This is a genomic window from Asaia bogorensis, from assembly GCF_900465345.1.
GTDB classification, from domain to species: Bacteria; Pseudomonadota; Alphaproteobacteria; order Acetobacterales; family Acetobacteraceae; genus Asaia; species Asaia bogorensis_A.
This window is the reverse complement of the sequence record NZ_UEGO01000010.1, coordinates 57793-76002: the sequence shown is the minus strand read 5'-3', so window position 1 is coordinate 76002 and position 18210 is coordinate 57793. Positions and strand designations below refer to the sequence as shown.

General features: G+C 58.5%; 15 protein-coding genes and 1 tRNA gene. 9 read left to right on the top strand and 7 right to left on the bottom strand.

Annotation, left to right across the window (positions count from 1 at the left end; genetic code table 11):
* Positions 1 to 6 precede the first annotated feature (6 nt).
* The 5 genes from ED655_RS04015 to argC form a co-directional block, all read right to left on the bottom strand.
* Positions 7 to 1146, bottom strand: coding sequence for an ATP phosphoribosyltransferase regulatory subunit (locus ED655_RS04015; protein WP_122049098.1), 1140 nt, complete (start codon positions 1144 to 1146; stop codon positions 7 to 9).
* Between the two features lie 2 nt (positions 1147 to 1148).
* Positions 1149 to 2309 (bottom strand): phosphoserine transaminase, encoded by a 1161-nt coding sequence (locus tag ED655_RS04010; protein WP_122049097.1) that lies wholly within the window; start codon positions 2307 to 2309, stop codon positions 1149 to 1151.
* A 129-nt stretch (positions 2310 to 2438) separates the two neighbouring features.
* Positions 2439 to 2522 (bottom strand) — tRNA-Leu (locus ED655_RS04005).
* Positions 2523 to 2627: 105 nt separating this feature from the next.
* A complete protein-coding gene (locus ED655_RS04000) occupies positions 2628 to 4556 on the bottom strand; it encodes a putative bifunctional diguanylate cyclase/phosphodiesterase (protein ID WP_162993385.1) in 1929 nt (642 codons plus the stop codon).
* A gap of 191 nt (positions 4557 to 4747) precedes the next feature.
* The gene (gene argC, locus ED655_RS03995; RefSeq protein ID WP_122049095.1) at positions 4748 to 5668 is read right to left on the bottom strand and encodes an N-acetyl-gamma-glutamyl-phosphate reductase; all 921 of its coding nucleotides are present in this window, start codon (positions 5666 to 5668) and stop codon (positions 4748 to 4750) included.
* Between the two features lie 67 nt (positions 5669 to 5735).
* Here argC and ED655_RS03990 point away from each other — a divergent pair, with 67 nt between their 5' ends.
* The 8 genes from ED655_RS03990 (at position 5736) to ED655_RS03955 (ending at position 14915) form a co-directional block, all read left to right on the top strand.
* Positions 5736 to 7112, top strand: coding sequence for an amino acid permease (locus tag ED655_RS03990; RefSeq protein WP_240993490.1), 1377 nt, complete (start codon positions 5736 to 5738; stop codon positions 7110 to 7112).
* A gap of 101 nt (positions 7113 to 7213) precedes the next feature.
* On the top strand, positions 7214 to 8065 hold the full coding sequence (locus ED655_RS03985) for a class I SAM-dependent methyltransferase (RefSeq protein ID WP_122049094.1): 852 nt from the start codon (positions 7214 to 7216) through the stop codon (positions 8063 to 8065).
* Between the two features lie 53 nt (positions 8066 to 8118).
* Positions 8119 to 8943, top strand: a complete 825-nt coding sequence (mazG, locus tag ED655_RS03980; RefSeq protein WP_277302602.1) for a nucleoside triphosphate pyrophosphohydrolase — start codon at positions 8119 to 8121, stop codon at positions 8941 to 8943.
* Between the two features lie 530 nt (positions 8944 to 9473).
* Positions 9474 to 10100 carry a Csu type fimbrial protein gene (locus tag ED655_RS03975; protein ID WP_162993384.1) on the top strand — a complete coding sequence of 209 codons (627 nt, stop codon included), beginning with the start codon at positions 9474 to 9476 and terminating at the stop codon, positions 10098 to 10100.
* Between the two features lie 10 nt (positions 10101 to 10110).
* The gene (locus tag ED655_RS03970; protein WP_122049092.1) at positions 10111 to 10641 is read left to right on the top strand and encodes a spore coat protein U domain-containing protein; all 531 of its coding nucleotides are present in this window, start codon (positions 10111 to 10113) and stop codon (positions 10639 to 10641) included.
* Positions 10635 to 11396: a fimbrial biogenesis chaperone gene (locus tag ED655_RS03965; protein ID WP_122049091.1), complete on the top strand. Its 762-nt coding sequence runs from the start codon at positions 10635 to 10637 to the stop codon at positions 11394 to 11396. The genes ED655_RS03970 and ED655_RS03965 overlap by 7 nt, the downstream gene beginning before the upstream one ends.
* A 145-nt stretch (positions 11397 to 11541) precedes the next feature.
* The gene (locus ED655_RS03960; RefSeq protein ID WP_162993382.1) at positions 11542 to 13935 is read left to right on the top strand and encodes a fimbria/pilus outer membrane usher protein; all 2394 of its coding nucleotides are present in this window, start codon (positions 11542 to 11544) and stop codon (positions 13933 to 13935) included.
* Complete coding sequence (locus tag ED655_RS03955; protein ID WP_122049089.1) at positions 13932 to 14915, top strand: Csu type fimbrial protein; 984 nt, start codon at positions 13932 to 13934, stop codon at positions 14913 to 14915. Before ED655_RS03960 ends, ED655_RS03955 begins: the two co-directional genes overlap by 4 nt.
* Positions 14916 to 15099: 184 nt before the next feature.
* On the opposite strand, the gene ED655_RS03950 is transcribed toward ED655_RS03955, so the two are convergent.
* Together ED655_RS03950 and ED655_RS03945 are read right to left on the bottom strand one after the other, a co-directional pair.
* On the bottom strand, positions 15100 to 16365 hold the full coding sequence (locus tag ED655_RS03950) for an autotransporter strand-loop-strand O-heptosyltransferase (RefSeq protein WP_122049088.1): 1266 nt from the start codon (positions 16363 to 16365) through the stop codon (positions 15100 to 15102).
* Between the two features lie 162 nt (positions 16366 to 16527).
* A complete protein-coding gene (locus ED655_RS03945) occupies positions 16528 to 17256 on the bottom strand; it encodes a TetR/AcrR family transcriptional regulator (protein WP_240993489.1) in 729 nt (242 codons plus the stop codon).
* 143 nt (positions 17257 to 17399) lie between these two features.
* On the opposite strand from ED655_RS03945, the gene ED655_RS03940 reads away from it, so the two are divergent.
* Positions 17400 to 18146 (top strand): glucose 1-dehydrogenase, encoded by a 747-nt coding sequence (locus tag ED655_RS03940; RefSeq protein ID WP_122049087.1) that lies wholly within the window; start codon positions 17400 to 17402, stop codon positions 18144 to 18146.
* Positions 18147 to 18210: the final 64 nt, after the last annotated feature.

Sequence of the window (18210 nt, the reverse complement as noted above, 5' to 3'; positions counted from 1 at the left end):
TTCCTTTTACAGCGTGATGAGTTCGTCAGCGACGAAAACAAAGGGGCAGTTCAGACGACGCGCTTCAGCAGCCAGATCCTCGACACTGTCGAGACCGGCGACCGTGGCATAGCCCTCCCTGCGCAGTCGTGCCGCTCCCTCGGAATCCTGCGATTCCGGTGCGATATAAACGCGCGGACGCAGCGTGATTGGCCGGGCCGCCCGCAGCAGGACCTCCGGGCGGAATGTCAGACCGCAGGCAGGCTCCTCACCTTGCGCCTGGTAACGCCCGCCACGGCCCAGCTCTTCGCGCTGGCTCCGGGCAAACACGGTCATGCAGACACCGGTGTGATACTGCCAGCCCCGGAATTCAGCAGGGTCGACGGTCAGGCGCAGCCCCGGTGCACGGGCATGAATGGCGCGTACCACAGCCATCAGACGCTCGGCATGGACCCTGATCTCGGGCGGCAATTCGAGCTTTTCCAGAATAGCCAGCGCCGCATCGGATGGGCCACAGGCCTCGACCAGTGCCGTCAGCACAGCAGCGACCGGGCCGCCCAGCTCCGCAACAGCGGCCATATCCTTGCGATCGAGCGCATGAACGAGTGCAGCGCGCCGTGTGCCGGTATAGCCCGAGAGCTGGACAAGCGCCTGAACAAGGGCGGGGCAGGAAAGATCGAAGGAGTAATCCGCAATACCCAGCCGTTCGAGCGCCTCGGCGGCAATCAGCACGATCTCGCAATCGGCCTCAACGGAATCGATCCCGATCAACTCGATCCCGGCCTGGCTGATCTGACGCTCGCCCTCTCGCCCGGGCGTGCCGACCAGAATACAGGCCCCAGCATAGGACAAACGCAGCGGGCGCGCCGTTCCGGCAAGGCGTGTGGCCGCAATGCGGGCAATCTGGGTCGTCATGTCAGGGCGCAGGGCCATCATGCGACGGGACTCAGGGTCCATCAGGCGAAAGCTCTGTTCCTCAAGCGCCTGACCGGCACCATGGAGCAGGGATGTTTCGAATTCGAGCAAAGGCGGTCTGACGCGCTCATAGCCATGAGCGGCAAACACATCCATTACGGATTCAATACCCTGCGCCTCGGCCTCGGCCTCGTGCTGAAGAAGGTCGATAAATCCCGAGGGCAAAAGAGCGGTATCAGGCTCGTCAGTCATTTTCATGCGGCGTATTCCATGCAGACCGTCTCATAGGCCCAGTCGAGCCACGGTAGAAGAGCCTCGATATCGGCGGCGTCGATCGTGGCGCCCCCCCAAATGCGCAGCCCCGGCGGTGCATCGCGATAGGAAGCAAGGTCAAAGCCTGCACCGGCTTCAGCCACGAGGCCCGTCAGCGCCTTGACGATCTTGTGCTGGGCTTCGACAGGTTGTGCGGCAAACCAGGGCGCAACAATACGCAGGCAGATGGAGGTGCTTGAACGCTGCGCCGGATCAGCTGCCAGGAAGGCCACCCAGTCGGTGCGCTCGACCCATTGGGATACAATATCGAGATTGGCACGCGAGCGAGCCTTCAGCGCTGGCAGCCCGCCGATGGACTGAGCCCATTTGAGGCTGTCGAGGGCATCCTCGACGCAAAGCATGGAGGGCGTATTGATGGTATCGCCCGAGAAAATGGCGTCGATCAGTCCCTTGCTGTTGGTCAGGCGAAAGATCTTGGGCAGCGCACGGGGCGTTGCAGCCTCAAGGCGGGCCACCGCGCGGGGGCTGAGGGCCACCATGCCATGCGCGGCCTCACCACCAAGGGCCTTCTGCCACGACCATGTCACGACATCCAGCCGATCCCAGGGCAGATCCATCGCAAACGCCGCCGAGGTAGCATCGCAGATGACCAGCCCCTCATGCACTGCCGGAACAGCCTCGCTACCCGGCAGGCAGACGCCCGAGGTTGTGCCATTCCAGGTCAGCACCACGTCATGCGACCAGTCGATGCGCGTCAGGTCGGGCAATTCCCCGTAAGGGGCTTCATGCACGACGAGATCATCGAGTTTGAGCACATCGCGCAGGTCCTGCGCCCAAAGCCCCGAAAAGCTCTCGAAAGACAGCACCTCGATCGGCCTGTCACCCGCCAGCGCCCAGAGGATCATTTCCACAGCACCGGTATCGGAAGCCGGCACGATGCCGATCTTCCAGTCTGAAGGTGCACCCAGCACCTTATGCGAGCGATCAATGACGTCCTTGAGCCGTGCACGCCCTTCCGGAGCACGATGGGACCGGCCGAGCAGCGCGCCATCAAGCGCGTTCAGCGTCCAGCCCGGACGTTTCGCGCAGGGGCCCGATGAGAAAAAAGGGCGGGCGGGTTTTCTGTCAGGGCGTTGGGGCATGATCGGTCCGGTAAACTGGCAGGCAGGCAAACTGAAAGAAAGTTTGCGAGATATGCCGGACCCGGACAGCAAGGCGCAAGTCACGGCCCGGTCAATAGCCTGTTTTCAGCCTGTTTTCGGTGAAAAATCTGGTACGAGAGGGGGGATTCGAACCCCCATGCCTTGCGGCGGTCGATTTTGAGCCGACTACGTCTACCGTTCCGTCACTCTCGCCTGATGGCCGGATTGTTAGCGAGTATCCGGACAAAAGGCAATCTATACCCTGCTTCCTCGTGTGTTACCTGACAAGGCGCGGGAACCCTTTGTCGCGAAGGGCGGTCACGGTATCAGCGAGCGTCCTTCAGAGAGCAGTCGCGCAAAGCCACTCGATACCACGGGCGGGGAAAACAGATATCCCTGCCCGATGGGACAGCCGATGCGCTGGAGAATAGCCAGCTGGTCAACGGTCTCGATCCCCTCGGCCACAACCTCGACCGAGACGGCCTCGCCGAAGCGGATGATCGCTTCCACAATGACCTCCATCGAAGGCTCTGTGCAGATCTGACGGACAAAGCTGCGGTCAATCTTGATCGACGAGATCGGGAAATCACGCAAAAAGCTGAGCGAGGAATAGCCTGTTCCGAAATCATCCAGCGTGATGCGCATCCCCGCGCGGCGCAGCACAGTCAGGGCGCGATGCAGATAATGCTCGCTGTTCTGATAGAGAACATGTTCGGTCAGTTCGAGTTCGATCAGCCGGGCCGAGAGACCGAACCTGTCCAGACGGGCAAGCAGTTTCTCGGCATAGTCATCCTGCATGAACTCAACCGGGGCAACATTGATCGAGATATGGGGTGGCTCAAGGCCCGTCCTGCGCCAAAGGGCGATGTCCTGGAACACACGCTCCTGCACCCTGGCCGACACGCGTGTCGCGAGATCATAGGAGCGGAAGATTTCCGGAAAGGCTTCCGGCCCGCAATCCACCACACCGTCACGGTACCAGCGCATCAGGGCCTCGGCCCCAACGATATGCCCGTCAGTCAGACTGACCTTGGCCTGATAGGCCGGGTAGATCAGATCATCGCGCAACATGCCGCGGATCAGGTTTGATTGGGCGGTCACGCCATCGCCAAGCCTGATCATGGATGGATCGAAAAGCCTGTATCCGCCGCGTCCACGAGCCTTGACGTCATTGACCGCCAGCAGGGCGTGGTGCTGAAGCCGCCCAAGCGTGTCGCCGTCGCGAGGGTAGAGCGAGGCACCGATGCTGAGCCCGAAGGTGATCTGTTGCGTTCCGATACGTACGGGCAGATCAACGAAACTCAGGAGCGCCTGGGCATGCGCCGCCAGTGTTGGGGCGTCCGCTCCACCTGTGACGAGGACGGAGAATTCATCATCACCACTCCGGGTAATCAGCCCATCCCCGGCGGCCAATAGCGTCAGACGATCAGCAACGAGCCGCAGAACAAGATCGCCAATATCGCGCCCGTAAAGATCATTAAGATCGCCCAGATAATCAATATCGACCAGAAGAAAGCCCAGGGCTGCACCGGCTTGGGCTGCGTCATCAAGATACTGACCCGCAAGGTGCTCAAACTGGCGCCATGTGGGCAACCCGGTAAGCTGGTCGTAATCGGCCCCCTCATGGGTGCTTTCTGCCTGAACGTCTGACGCGATGGAGGCCGACTTGTCGGCGCGCGCCCTGATTGTCGCCTGCCGGATTTCGTTATTCTGCCGCAACGGCGAGGCGTTCTCCGGCAAAAGAGGCATGGAGAGCCCCGCCATGTCATGTCCCGATGATGCAGATGGCAGAAGGCGGCTCGCGTCGATGCCTGCGTCGGGCTCGGAAACGAGCGGCCCATATGTCCTTCCCTGGCTTGCGAGGTGGGACGCAACAGTATTCAGCAAGGGAAAATCGGCTTCCGGATGACCAAACAGAATCCAGCCACTCCCTTCATTCATGCCAAGGCGCTGCCAGTGAAGGTCCGTCGCTATCGAGATGCCGTCATGATGGCGCAGGTCCACACGGCGCTGCACGCAGTAATCCATCGAATCCGGGCAGCGGCACGGTATCGGATGCTCCGACGCATCAATCAGATCGGTCCACAGAAATGGCGCACCACGCCGATCAAGACCCGAAAACTGCAACCAGTTCCTGTTGAGATAGGAGACCCGACCATCGGGATCGACGTGGCATGCCAGAAGTGGCAGCCAGTCCAGTACATGGCTACCGGGGGGGAGCGCGGCATTGACTGCGATCTCACTCATGCCTTCTTCACCATCCCGGTCCGGTGCTGAAGCATGACCCACCATTTTCGCCCCTCACGCAGGCAAGGCCTGCCTGCGCAGCAAGATCACGAGAGAAACGATCGACTCGGTGTGGGATCATCTGGATATCACGCCTTGAACCGGTGACGAACGCGCGGCCAAGGGTCAGGGTTCGGCGCACGGCATCAGGATTACAATGCGTTATTTCTGCTGTTCAGCCCACACATGATAGCCACATTTTGTAACGCTGCTCCGGAAGCCCCTTTGCCAAGATTGTCCAGGCGTGCCGTCAGCAGCACATGCCGCCATGTCTCGCTGCCATGAACGCGCAGTTCCATATCGTCCCGATTGGCCAGGGCTGCGGCATCGAGACGGGCCAGGTCCGCAGATTCAATGTGGATCCGGGACGAGGCCGCATAATGCTCTCGGAGGCATGCTTCGATATCGGAAATGCGAACGTAGCCCGGCAGATCGGCCAGTTGCAGGGGGATCGAGACAATCATTCCCTGCGCGAAATGCCCAATGGAAGGCACGAAAAGCGGACGACGGGTCAGGCCGGCATAATGCATGATCTCTGGCACATGCTTGTGTTCGAGCCCCAACCCGTAAAGCTCGAAGGCCGGGCCTTCGTTCTTTTCATGCGCCTCGATCTCGGCACGTCCCCCGCCACTATAACCGCTGACAGCATTGATCGTGATAGGATGATCGGCTGGCACCAGCCCCGCGTCGATCAGGGGACGCAGCAACCCGATCGCCCCGGTCGGGTAGCATCCCGGATTCGCTACGTAGCGTGCCGTCGCAATGCGCGCCTCCTGCCCGGCATCGAGCTCGGGAAAGCCATATTCCCAATGCGGGGCGATACGATGCGCGGTGCTGGCATCTAGAAACCGGACCTTGTCGAGCCCTGCGGCCAGGGCAACTGCCTCACGGGCGGCATCATCAGGCAGGCAGAGAATCACAAGATCGGCACTCTGCATCATTTCCAGTCGTGCCTGCGGGTCCTTGCGTTTGGCAGGATCGATCGAGAGAACCTCGACAGGCAGGCCACGCAGGCGATCCCTGATGCCCAGTCCTGTCGTTCCAGCCTCACCGTCGATGAAGACCCGTGTCATCAATTCATTCCTTCTTTAAAATATTCCATCTGGACGAAGTAAGCATTTACATGGCTTTGTCCAACATATGATGGAAAAAGATAATCTTTCACACCATGGATTTTCGCGCGAGGGTGAGCCGCCTCTTTTGCATGGCGGCAAGCTGAAAGACCGACATATTGCCATGATCGCCCTTGGTGGCGTGATTGGCGCAGGGCTGTTCATCGGCAGTTCGGCCGCCATCGCGGCGGCGGGTCCGGCGATCCTGCTGACCTATGTTGGCACAGGTCTCCTCGTCGTCATCGTCATCCGCATGCTGGGCGAGATGCTGCTTGCCAGACCCGGCATCGGCACGTTCATCGACTGCATCCGTACAGCACACGGCAACTGGGCCGGGTTTCTCTCGGGCTGGCTCTATTGGCTCTTCTGGGTTGTCACGATCGGCTCAGAGGCGATCGGCGGCGCCATTGCCATGCAGGACTGGGTGGCCCTGCCCGTCTGGGTGTTGGCACCCGCACTCATCATAGCAGTCAATCTCATCAATCTTGTCTCGGTGCGCGTTTTTGGTGAATGCGAGTTCTGGCTCTCGCTGATCAAGGTCGCAACGATCATTGCCTTCTGCGCCCTTGGATTGCTCAGCCTGAGCCATTTTGTCGGCCCGCATCCACGCATCGTGCATAACGTGTTCAGCCATGATGGCTTCTTCCCGCATGGCTGGGGTGCCATTCTGGCGACCGTGCCGACCGTGCTCTTTTCCATGATTGGCTCCGAGTCCGCCACCGTGGCTGCGGCAGAATCGGAAAATGCCGAGGAAAACCTGGCTCGTGTCACCCGCACCATTGGGGTGCGCGTCACCCTGTTCTATGTTCTGTCGGTCGTCCTGATCCTGACGCTTGTACCCTGGACAGCCATCGAGCCGGGTTACTCGCCTTTTGTGACCGTCATGCGCCATCTTGGCATACCGGGCGCCGCCACTCTCATGCAGATCGTGGTTTTCACAGCCATTCTCTCCTGCCTGAACTCAAGCATCTACATCACGTCGCGCACCCTGCGTGGCCTTGCGGAGTTGAATGATGCGCCGGCCTGGTTTGCCGCGCTTTCCAGTAGCCACGTTCCCCAGCGTGCCGTCACCTTTTCCAGCGTTATCGGTCTGATCGTCGCTTTCTGCTCGATCCTGTCGCCCAAGCTGATCTTCGCCTTCCTGCTGGGAGCAACAGGCGCTGTCATGCTGCTCATCTATGGGCTGATCGTTTCATCCCATCGCATCCTGCGTCTGGAGGACCCAACCAACAGGGCGTTCACCCTGCCATTCGGCTCGGCGCTCAATCTTGGCACGCTCGGCGCTATTGCCCTGGTCGTGCTCGCCATGATGGCGCAGGCCGCGCAACGCCAGACCATTCTTGCAAGCCTCGCCAGCGTTGCGGTGATCCTTGGTCTCTATGCCTTGTGCAGACGGGGCAGATAAGACAAGATTCACCCTCTTCGGATTCCATGTCTCCGGCGTGGACTTGGCAGATTTTTCGCTCCCCTGCCCCGCGCCCGAACTTCACTGACAGGATTATACCCATGAAGGTTTCCCCTCTGCGACGTGGTGCCTTCAGGGCATCGATCCTTATCTTGGGGAGCGTGCTTGCATCGGGCGCCCAGTCATTGGGTACCCCTGTACTGAGTGGCATGGCCTTTGCCGCTGAATCGTCAGGCCGGGGACAGGTCGCCCTGCTCAAGCCTGATGCAGGTCTGCTCGCCTCGCCCGCTCGCCCCGATGCCGATCGTGCACGCGACGCACTGCGCAAGCCGCTCGATCTGCTGGCACTTGTGCCCATGCCCAAAGGGGCCGTCGTTGCTGACCTCATGCCCGGCAGTGGCTATTTCACCCGCCTGCTGAGCCTCGAAATCGGGGCGTCGGGCCATGTCTTTGCAGTTATCCCTGCTGAAATGGCCGCACGTCATCCCCAGCTTTCCCAGACAGCGCAAGCCATCGCTACCAACCCAGCCTTCAGCAATGTCTCGGTCGTTGTCACCCCGATCGTGGATTTTCACGTTTCGCAACCGCTTGATCTGGTCTGGACGTCGCAGAACTATCACGATGTGTATGGCGGCATGGGCCCCGAGACAGCACTGCGCATGGACCAGGCCATATTCCAGGCGCTCAAACCGGGCGGATATTATGTGGTGATCGACCATGTCGGCCTGACTGGCACCGGCATCGTGGCGCCGACAACATTGCATCGCATTGATCCTGCCCTGATCACGAAACAGGTCGAAACCGCCGGTTTTCAACTTCTTTCCAGCAGCTCTGTCCTGCGCAACCCTGCCGATGACCACACACTCCCCGTATTCGACAAGACCATTCGCGGTCGCACAGATCAGGTTGTTCTGATCTTTCAGAAGCCGTCGCCCAAGGGTGGTGGAAACTGATCAGGCAGGCCCCTATGATCCGGTGAACCAACTCACCGGACTGGAGCCAGTCTTTGAACACCCCTACACCATCCGACCAGTCCGACAGCCAGAAAGCCACGGCAGAACTCGATCGCCTGATCACCATCATGGAAAGGCTGCGCGATCCACGTACTGGCTGCCCCTGGGACAGGGTCCAGACCCATGAGACCATTGCCCCTTTCGCCATAGAAGAGGCCTATGAGGTCATGGACACGATCGCTCGCGAGGATTGGGAGGCACTGCCCGACGAACTTGGCGACCTGCTGCTTCAGGTGGTTTATCAGGCGCGCATTGCCCAGGAAGCAGGGCGTTTCGATTTCGCCGATGTTGCACGGCTGATCAGTGACAAGATGGTGCGTCGCCATCCCCATGTATTTGCCGAACAGACGCTCGACCCCGATCTGTGGGAGCGCAACAAGCAGGCCGAACGCGCCGCCAAAGCCGAATATGGGTTGCTGGCAGGCATCGCCCCAGCCCTGCCTGCCTTGATAAGGGCCGAAAAGCTGGGGAAGCGCGCGGCACGGGTTGGTTTCGATTGGGACACGCCGGAACAGGTGCTCATAAAGATCGAGGAAGAACTCGACGAGGTCAGGGCTGAACTCGCAGGCGGTGACAAGGCACGCCTCAAGGACGAGGTCGGTGATGTGCTTTTCACGGTAGCCAGTCTGGCACGCAAGCTCGGGCTCGACCCGGAAGCCTGCCTCAGGCACGGCAATGACAAGTTCACCCGTCGTATCGAGACCATGGAGTCCGTACTGGCAGAAACCGGCAGCACACTGGCCGATCTCGATTTGCCGGCTCAGGAAGCCCTATGGCAAGAGGTCAAGATCCGTCTGGCGACACAACACATGGCCTGACCTCCCGATCCGTGCCGCCGGACCGGAAATAACCAACCGGAAGGGCGGCCATCTTGCAGGGTTGTGCCCTTTTTGGCGCAAACGTCTTTCACACCGGAAGCAACATGATGGGGGAGAGCGGGACCTCTCCTCTTTCGCAATGCGATCTGCATCCGAGCGCCTTGATGTGACTGCTGCCAAGATATCTGGCCAGCGATCATCACCTGTCGCTCATGAGCGGCACGATAATAATCTTAAAAAATCGCAGCACCTGATACAGTCCAGACCTATAGTCGGTCTTTAACGATCAATAACGTTAAAGCATTACTTAAGGGCCATTAACGAAACTAACGTTAATGTGTTCACATTAACAAACGATTTATTGACGAAAAATTATCTCCGTGGAACTAAAGCTTCCATCTCGGTGGGGGTCATGTGCTCGCCCTCTCGCAAGTCATGACTCACTCGTACTCGGCGATGTATTGTGCTGGATTCTTCTCAATGGCTTTCATCTCTGAACATATTTATAGATGAGAAATGGTAATAATGTTATGATAATAAAAAATTTCCTTTATATTGTTTTTCATGGAATATACACTTTATCAAAAAGAAAATACTCTAGATCATCTATAAAGATCATAGCTTTTGCCATCTGCCTGCTTGGATCATCCCTGTCCAATAAATGTCATGCACAAAGCCAGTCCTATACGGGAACGATTGGTGTATCACTGCTCCTGAAAGCCGCCTGTCAGATTGGCGGCACGACACTGGCTGGCAATACCAATCTTGGCGTCCTCGCTTTTGACGCCCAGACGACATTTTTCAGCCAGGTGGATAAGCAGGTGCTTTCAGATGGGTCCAATGGCGGCGGCGCGATCACCATGACCTGTTCGCCGGGTGTCACACCGGAGCTCGAAGTCACAAGCGGCAATCATGATGACCAGAAGAGTGGGGGCCATAACCATGCTCTCGCCAATGGCACAACCTATATCGCCTACGACCTGTATACTGATTCCAGCTTTGCCCAAGTGGTACAGAACAACACGCCCATTTCCCTGTCCGCCAATGGCACAACCTACACAATCGGGCTGTTCGGACGCGCCTTCGGTACAGGATCTGCCTCAACCCTGCCGGCAGGCACCTATACCGACACGATCAACGTGACCCTGTCATTCTGAGCAGGCTGACATGCGCCTATGCAGCCCGTCCTTGATTCTGACCATTCTCGGCAGTCAGATTTCAACGGCCAGCGCGGCGACATCAACAACCATGTCAGTCAGTGCGCAGATTGTGGGGGGGTGCACGATAAACGGCGTTGTTTCCTCTCCCGGCAGGTCGGTCGGGTCGTTCGGCACACTTGATTTCGGCTCGGTCTCATCGCTTTCGCGCAATGCCGTGAGCGCCCGCCTGGATACCGGCTCGGCCATCACCCTGAACTGCACTCCGGGCATATCGGTCATGATGAGCCTTGATGACGGCCTGCACCCGCTCAATGGCAGCAGGACAATGATGCGCAATGGCGGAACAGAGCGTGTCTCATACAGCCTGTATGGCGACAGCAGCTACAGCACGGCCCTGTCGCCCGGCACGTCATTTGCACTCGACACCAGCCACTCCCCGGCTCCTCTCAGCTTTCCGGTCTACGGGCGCGCGATGCCGGATGGCACATCTCCGCCCGGCCAGTATTCCGATACAGTGACGGTAACGATTCAATGGTAACTCCCCTGCGCAAAGCCTGCGCTTTTGGCCTCCTGGCATTACTCCTGACCCGTCAGGCTCCGGCATGGGGCGCTTCTTCTGTCACCATCTGGCCAGTCAATCCGCTGCTCGGTCGTGATGTCGAGGCAAGCGCTCTCTGGCTTGAAAACAATGATCACAAGCCTGTTCTGCTACAGATCCGCGTGTTCCGCTGGACCCAGGATCAGGGTGAGGATCATTATGACGACCAGACGGACATCATCGCCAGCCCACCCATGTCGAGTGTGCAGCCCGGTACGCGCCAACTCATCAGGCTGATGCGCACAGGTGACAAACATGCCGATGTCGAGACGGCATATCGCGTGCTGATCGACGAAATCCCGACCCCGGATGCACAGCAGGATACCACCAGAAGTGCCTCCCGGATTGCGATACAGCTTCGTTATTCGATCCCGCTTTTTGTCTATGGCACGCGGGCCGCTGACGATGCCGCCAATCCTGCCCTGTCGAGCGATATGAAGACAAAGCCGATCCTGCTTGCGCATCTGGACCATCGCAATGGCAGGGCAAGGCTGATGATCCGCAATGATGGTAGCATTCACGCACGCCTCAGCAAGGTGACCCTCGGCCATACCAGCATCTCGGCCGGACTGCTCGGCTATATTCTACCAGGTCAGGAAATGGCCTGGCCTCTGCCGGCAGGTGTCTCCACCGGCCCTTTGCAGGCATTGATCAACGATTCCCGCATGATCGAGACCATCCCGCTTCGCCTGTGAGATGCCCGCACTCCATTATCATGCCTCGTCATCATTCCGGCTCTTCCGGTCTCACCCGCGCCTTTACTGGCCTTCGATGCGCCAGTCAGGCCGATGCAGGGTCACTGCGCATTGGGCTTTTCCCTGTCGACCAGAGCTGTGCGTCATGCTGATGCTGGCCCTCTGTCCAAAACAGGCAAGAGCCGCGCTTCCACCGCCACCACGTGCGACCGATCTCCCCTCTCTGCTCGAGAGAATGACACTCCACCTCGACGTCATCCTGAACGGGCGTGATACCGGTCATGTCGTGCCTGTCACCATGCAGCAAAAGCGTTATGCGGTCAGTCACGCGACATTGCGTCTTCTCGGCCTTGGCATGCGCATAACCGACCACACGCCCGATCCGGTCGACCCGACGGAAATCGGCGCTCTCGTTGTCCGCTATGAACCCGCCACCCAACGCCTGATACTCGATGTGCCACCGCAATGGCTCCCTCGGCAGATTCTCACACGACAGGGACAACGAAGCCCGACCAAGGCACAGGCGAGCCTCGGGGCGATTGTCAACTATGACGCCTATGCGACTCAGGCAGCCCATTCTGACAGTCTCTCATTATGGAGCGAGCAAAGGCTGTTTGGTCGTTTTGGCACGCTATCGAATACGGGGGTGATGCAGTTCGGGGCAGCACACGGTTTTTTCCACGGTGAAAGCGATGTCACCTATCACCGCTATGACACGACCTGGAGTTATTCAGACCAGAAGCGGGTCGCGACAGCAGAGGCAGGCGACATTCTGACCAAGGCGCTCGCATGGTCGAACACAATGCGGTTGGGCGGCCTTCAGATCTCGCGCAATTTCGCGATACGCCCGGATATCATCACCTATCCGCTCCCGCAGTTTTCTGGACAGGCCTCAGTGCCGACAAGCATCGACCTGCTGATCAACGGTGTGCAGACAATGCACGACAACGTGCAGCCCGGCCCGTATAGCCTCACGAATATTCCCTATATCAACGGCGCTGGTGAGGCGACGGTGGTCACCACCGATGCGCTGGGCCGCCGAACGGAATCCAGTATCCCGTTCTATGTGGCCAGCACGCTGCTCCGTCCTGGTTTCAGCGACTACACCCTGTCTCTCGGTGCCCAGCGCAGGCGTTACGGTTTGAGTGATATGGATTATGGCCCCCTCAATCTCGATGCCTCCTACCGGCGTGGAATACTGCCGGACCTGACGCTGGAGTCACATTTCGAGGGTAGTGCCCATCTCGCGCTCTCGGGGCTGGGCATACTTGCGCGGCTAGGACCACAATTCGGGGTAGTGAACCTGGCAGGCAGCGTCAGCCACAGGCCCGACAATACCGGTGCATTCGATGAGGGCCGCCTACCCACGAACGGCCATCAGCTTGTCGTTGGATATCAATACACCCATGGACGTATCACACTTTCGGCTCAGAAAATCTGGCGCAGCCGGGGTTTCGCTGATCTTTCAACCTATGAACCCGGGTTGATACGTCTTCCGCGCAGAAGCCTGCAAGCCAATGCCAGTCTTGTGCTGCCACATTTCGGTTCGTTCAGCGCAGGGTATTTCGATGTTGCCCCGGCTGCGGGAGAAAGAACCCGCTTTGCCACACTGGGCGATACACTCCCGCTATGGCGCAATGTCAGCCTGTCACTCATGGCCAATCGCTATCTTGGCGGTCAGGGATCCCGGGAGAGCGGCTGGGCAGGCTATGCCCAGATCGTCATACCCTTTGGCACTTATGGAACGGCCAGCGCGGGCTGGAGCCGCCAGGCGGAGGGGAGCAGTCTCGCGCAGCTTTCGGCAAGTCGCTCGGTTGCGCCAGGCGGTGGCTTTGGCTGGAACGCCAATTATCAACATGCCAGTGCAGCCGACAAAATATCGTCACCCGGTTCGGTACAGGCCTCGCTGACTTGGCGCAACACTGTCACCCAGCTGCAGGGCGGTGTTTACGGCCCTGTCAATGACACCACGCGCTGGGCCGAGGCGCAGGGATCGCTTGCTGTCATGGACAACACGGTTTTTGCGGGCAATCGGGTATCGGATGCGTTCGCTGTCATCAGCACGGACGGCATTGCAGATGTCCCAGTGCGTTACGAGAACCAGATTGTCGGCAGAACCGGCAAGGATGGTCATCTGCTCGTCCCCTATGCCATCTCCTATTATCCGGCGAAGTACGAGATAGACACTCTTGCACTCTCGCCAGACCTGCAGGTGCCTCAGGTCGAACAGCGCGTGGCCATACAATATGGCAGCGGTTATCTGGTGCATTTTCCGGTCAGACGCACCCGCGCAGCACTGATCCACCTCAATGATGAAAAAGGCAATCCCCTGCCGATTGGCACACGCGTCGAGGCAGGGAGCCGTATCATCTATGTTGGTTGGGGTGGAATTTCCTATGTGCCAGACCTGACTGGCGTGCGCATTCTGAAGGCATATCTGTCTTCAGGCAGAACCTGCATGGCCGAAATCCGCACACTCCCTGCCGCCGTGAAAGGGGTCAGAAGACTCGCTCCCCTTGTCTGCAGGCTGGCACCATGAGGGCCGAAATCATCAAAGCGCTCGCTGCACTGGTGATCGCCATGCTGTTCGGTCTGGCAGCCCCCACTGCCCAAAGCGCCTGCGCCGTGAGCCAGCCAGGCACGACATCGCTCGGGGCGCTCTCATCGCTCTCGCTCAGCACGTTGGGCAATACCACGCTGGTTTCCTCTGGCTTTGCGTGCTCGGGCGGATTGCTCTCCGTAGTATATACGCAAAGCATGAATGCGACCATTCAGGCCATCACATCCCTAACCAATGGAACGGGTGATGTCCTGCCTCTCCAGATCTGTGACTCGGCCAGCTGTGCTGTGCCTTATGCGACCGGGCAGGTCATTTCCTGGCAGACAACAAGCCTGATCGGCCTGCTGGGGCTGTTCAATGGTGTCGGGGGGACATTGCCGCTTTATCTGCGCATTCCGTCTGGCACCTATAATGTGAGTGCCGGGCTCTATCGTGGCTCGATCACCATCGGCTGGACGTGGAATGTATGCTGGGGGCTTGGCCTGCTTGGGCTCTGCGTGGGGCAGGATGTGCAGAACACCCCTGTTCCGGTGACCATACCGGTCGAATTCACGATCACGGCTGATTGTCGTCTTTCCGCGCCGGATGTTGTGTTCACCCCGAGCCCCTTCGTTTCAAGCTTTGGTGATGTGCATCAATCCCTGAGCGTGGGATGTACGAAAGGTCAGAGTTACACGGTGGGTATCAGCCCTGGCAGTCATGCCGATGGCACGAGCCGGGCCATGAGCAACAGTTCAGGCACTCTGCTACGCTACGAAATCTATAAGAAGTCGAGCGTCGATGTCTGGGGGTCTACCGGATCGGCCCGGCGCAGCAGCGCCACGGCCGAAACGAATGCTGGCAAGCTGGACGGCGTGGCCGTGCAGGGATTTGCCTATACGGCGCGTATCCTGACCGGCCAGACCACGCCGGCCACAGGCTATTACAGCGACAATCTTGTCATCGATGTACAGTTCTGAACAACGATACGCATCAAGACCCCTCTGATCTAAACTTTCGATAATTCCCTGTTGGTTTCGTGACCACAGGGAAAGTCAGCTTGTACCTCTGGGGCCAAAAGGACAGTGGCCTGCCGACCCTGGCTGCCACCATTTCCTTTGATTGCTGCGGATGCGGCAGCGGGATCCAACCGCTGCCAGGCGATCAGGCATCGAGCGCCAGTGCGATATTCTTGGTGACAAGATCAGTCGAGATGAGCCTGGAGCACTCGAACTGACGATCTGTGTTCGCATGGCGTGGGCACCAGAGAAAATCATTATGATTGAACTGATGCCGCGGGTCGTTCCAGCACGAGTTGCATGCATGCCATGAAATCACGCGCCACGGCGTATGGAACTCATTATCGGGATGGGTGAAGCCTGAAATCATCACGGTTTTCGTCCCTGCCGCCCAGGCAAGCCAGGACAGACCTGAACTCAGGCCGATAAAGAGATCCGCATGCTTCAGCCAGCGGACACGTTCTGCGAGTGGTCGGTCGCCCGTCTGATCTTCGGCACCGTTTGGAATATGATTCCAGGTAATGCCCGTGCCGTTGAAGGGCTTCTGGTCAATGCAGATAACGCGATAGCCACGCTGCTTGAGGAACGCGACCACACCAAGCCAACCACCGGGGTTGTTCCAGTATTTGCATTGGGCCGAGGCCTGCGTGGCGATGCACACATAAGGCTCTTCGATAGGACGTGTCTCATCGTCAATGACAATTTTGGGCGGTGCCTCGGTCGGATCGACGCCAAGGATGTAACCAGCCGTGCGATGAAGACCGACATAGCGGAAATCACATGGCTGATGGATATTGTCGTTATCGTCGAAAAACAGGCCAATATTGTAGGTGGCATAGACCTGGGACCGAAGGGGACTTTCCTCAAATTCCTTCTTTGTCACGAAGGCAATGTCCGGATAGGCAGCGGCAAAGAGCGGTATGAAGACGTGAGCGAGGCAGCATATGACCTTTGCACCACTCTGTTCTGCAAAACGGGCAACATAGGGAAACCAGCCCAGGGTATCACCCAGTGTCCCGACAGGCAGCTGGACCAGAACATATTTATCGCGGGCATCGAACTCATGCCGCAGGACCTTGGTGATGGCGCCATTTGTCGCGATGCGTTCGACATCGATCGCAAACCGGATAAAAAATTTCTTGGTCGAGGACAGGTGTCCCTCTTCCAGCTCCCCCTGGAAGATGATCGTCGAATTATCGAGATCAGTAAGTGTCGCCCGCCAACGCCCATCCGGCGTTTTGGGCAGCAGGACACGAGCGCCCCAGTTGAAGTCGAAGTGGATACCTTGTCCCGCATCTGTCGTAGGCAAATCAGGCGGCAGGATATAGGGATTAACGACGGGCACCTGCTGTGGCCGGGCAGCCGACGAGGTTTCGCCTTCGGATGCAGTGGCTGGGTTGTCAGTGGACATGGGCCGCGTCGTCACCTTTTCTAAATCAATGGACCGCATTCAATGCGGAATGAACCCCTGCTGCGCGGTGGATACAATCCCGCCGGATCATCATGCTGGTTAAACACCAACATCTAGTACCAGCGGTCGGATTGTTCAACGTCTGTTTTTGATATATTTCTTTCAAATAGTATCGATAACTTGACAATATTTGTTATTAACAAATTGTTGAGTATATTTTCTGTCATTTTCAGAATCCGCCAGTATGTCCAGAGCAATCCTTCCCACGCTCTGAAGCTTCTCGCGTGATGCGCCGTCACGCGCCTGTATCCCCATGCCGCCCAGCAATGCGCCAAAACAGGCTGCGATCGCGCCAATATGGAGCGTTTGAGGCAAATCGCCATCCTGCACTCCCTGCTCCAGCCGGGCATGAATGGCTTTCTCGGCCAGATGACGCTGGTTAATCATCAGGTCACGCAAGCGAATCTGGGCCGGCGAACATTGAGTGGCAGCCACGGCAATCATGCAGCCAGATGGTGCATCGTCGCGAGTGAAGGCAATCGCAGCGGCGTCGAACATGGCAGCAAAGGCCTCACGGGTCGTTCCCTTGGCCGACAAGGCCTCGACAAACCAGGCCCCCTGCTCTTCAGCGTAGGCCTCTATAGCCTCGACATAGAGCGCTTCCTTGCTGGCAAAGCTGTTATAGAAGCTCGACGCGCTGATCCCCATGGCTGTGATCAGATCATCAAAGCTCGTTCCCTCATAACCACGGTCCCAGAACAGTTTCACCGCCTTGGAAAGAGCGGTGGCGCGGTCGAAGGCAGGGGGGCGGCCTCGGGGTCGACAAGGGCCTTCACTTTTTTTTGGTGTCATCGCTCCATAAATCCTTGAAACCGGGCTGCGCCCTATCATATGCATCATGTTGGAGCGATTGCTCCACAATTAAAGTTTCAACGCCTTCACTCTCTCCCATTTTATCCGTCACCTGTGCTGCCCGTATCGATCCCCCAACGGGGCGTTGGCAGCCGTGACCGAACCGGACAGGTCAGAAGATCATGAGCAAACTTGCAGGAAAAGTCGCTGTTGTGACCGGCGCCTCGAAGGGTATTGGTGCTGGCATTGCCCAGGCCCTGGCCGAGGCCGGCGCTTCGGTCGTCGTCAATTATGCTTCAAGCCGTGAAGGCGCGGACAAGGTGGTTGCGGCCATCACCGCATCGGGCGGCAAGGCCGTGGCCGTGCAGGGCGATGTGTCACACAAGGAAGAGGCCGCGGCCATTATCGCGAAGGCCATCGAGAGCTACGGGCGTCTCGATATCGTGGTCAATAATTCCGGTGTCTATGAATTTGCTGGAATCGAGGAGATTACAGAGGCGCATTTCCATCGCCAGTTTAATGTCAATGTGCTCGGCCCGCTCTTTGTCACCCAGGCGGCCAGCCCGCATCTGAATGCAGGGGCCAGCATCATCAACATCAGTTCCATCGTGACGCGCGTCACTCCGCCGCATGCCTCTGTCTATAGCGGCACCAAGGGTGCCCTTGACGCTATTACCGGTTCACTGGCTAAGGAACTCGGACCGCGTCAGATTCGGGTGAACACCATCAATCCGGGCCTGGTCAAGACAGAAGGAACAACCACGGCCAGCGTTATTGGCTCGGAAATGGAACAGGCCATCATCGCCCAGACACCGCTCGGGCGCACCGGCGAGGTGCAGGATATCGCACCCCTCGCCGTGTTTCTCGCCTCGGATGACTCACGCTGGCTGACCGGCGAGATCCTGCTCGCCTCGGGCGGCCTGCACTGAGGGATCCTGTGGCGCAGCAGGCCTTTGTGCTGCGCCAGAGAACCAACGGCCTCATCGCAGCCGG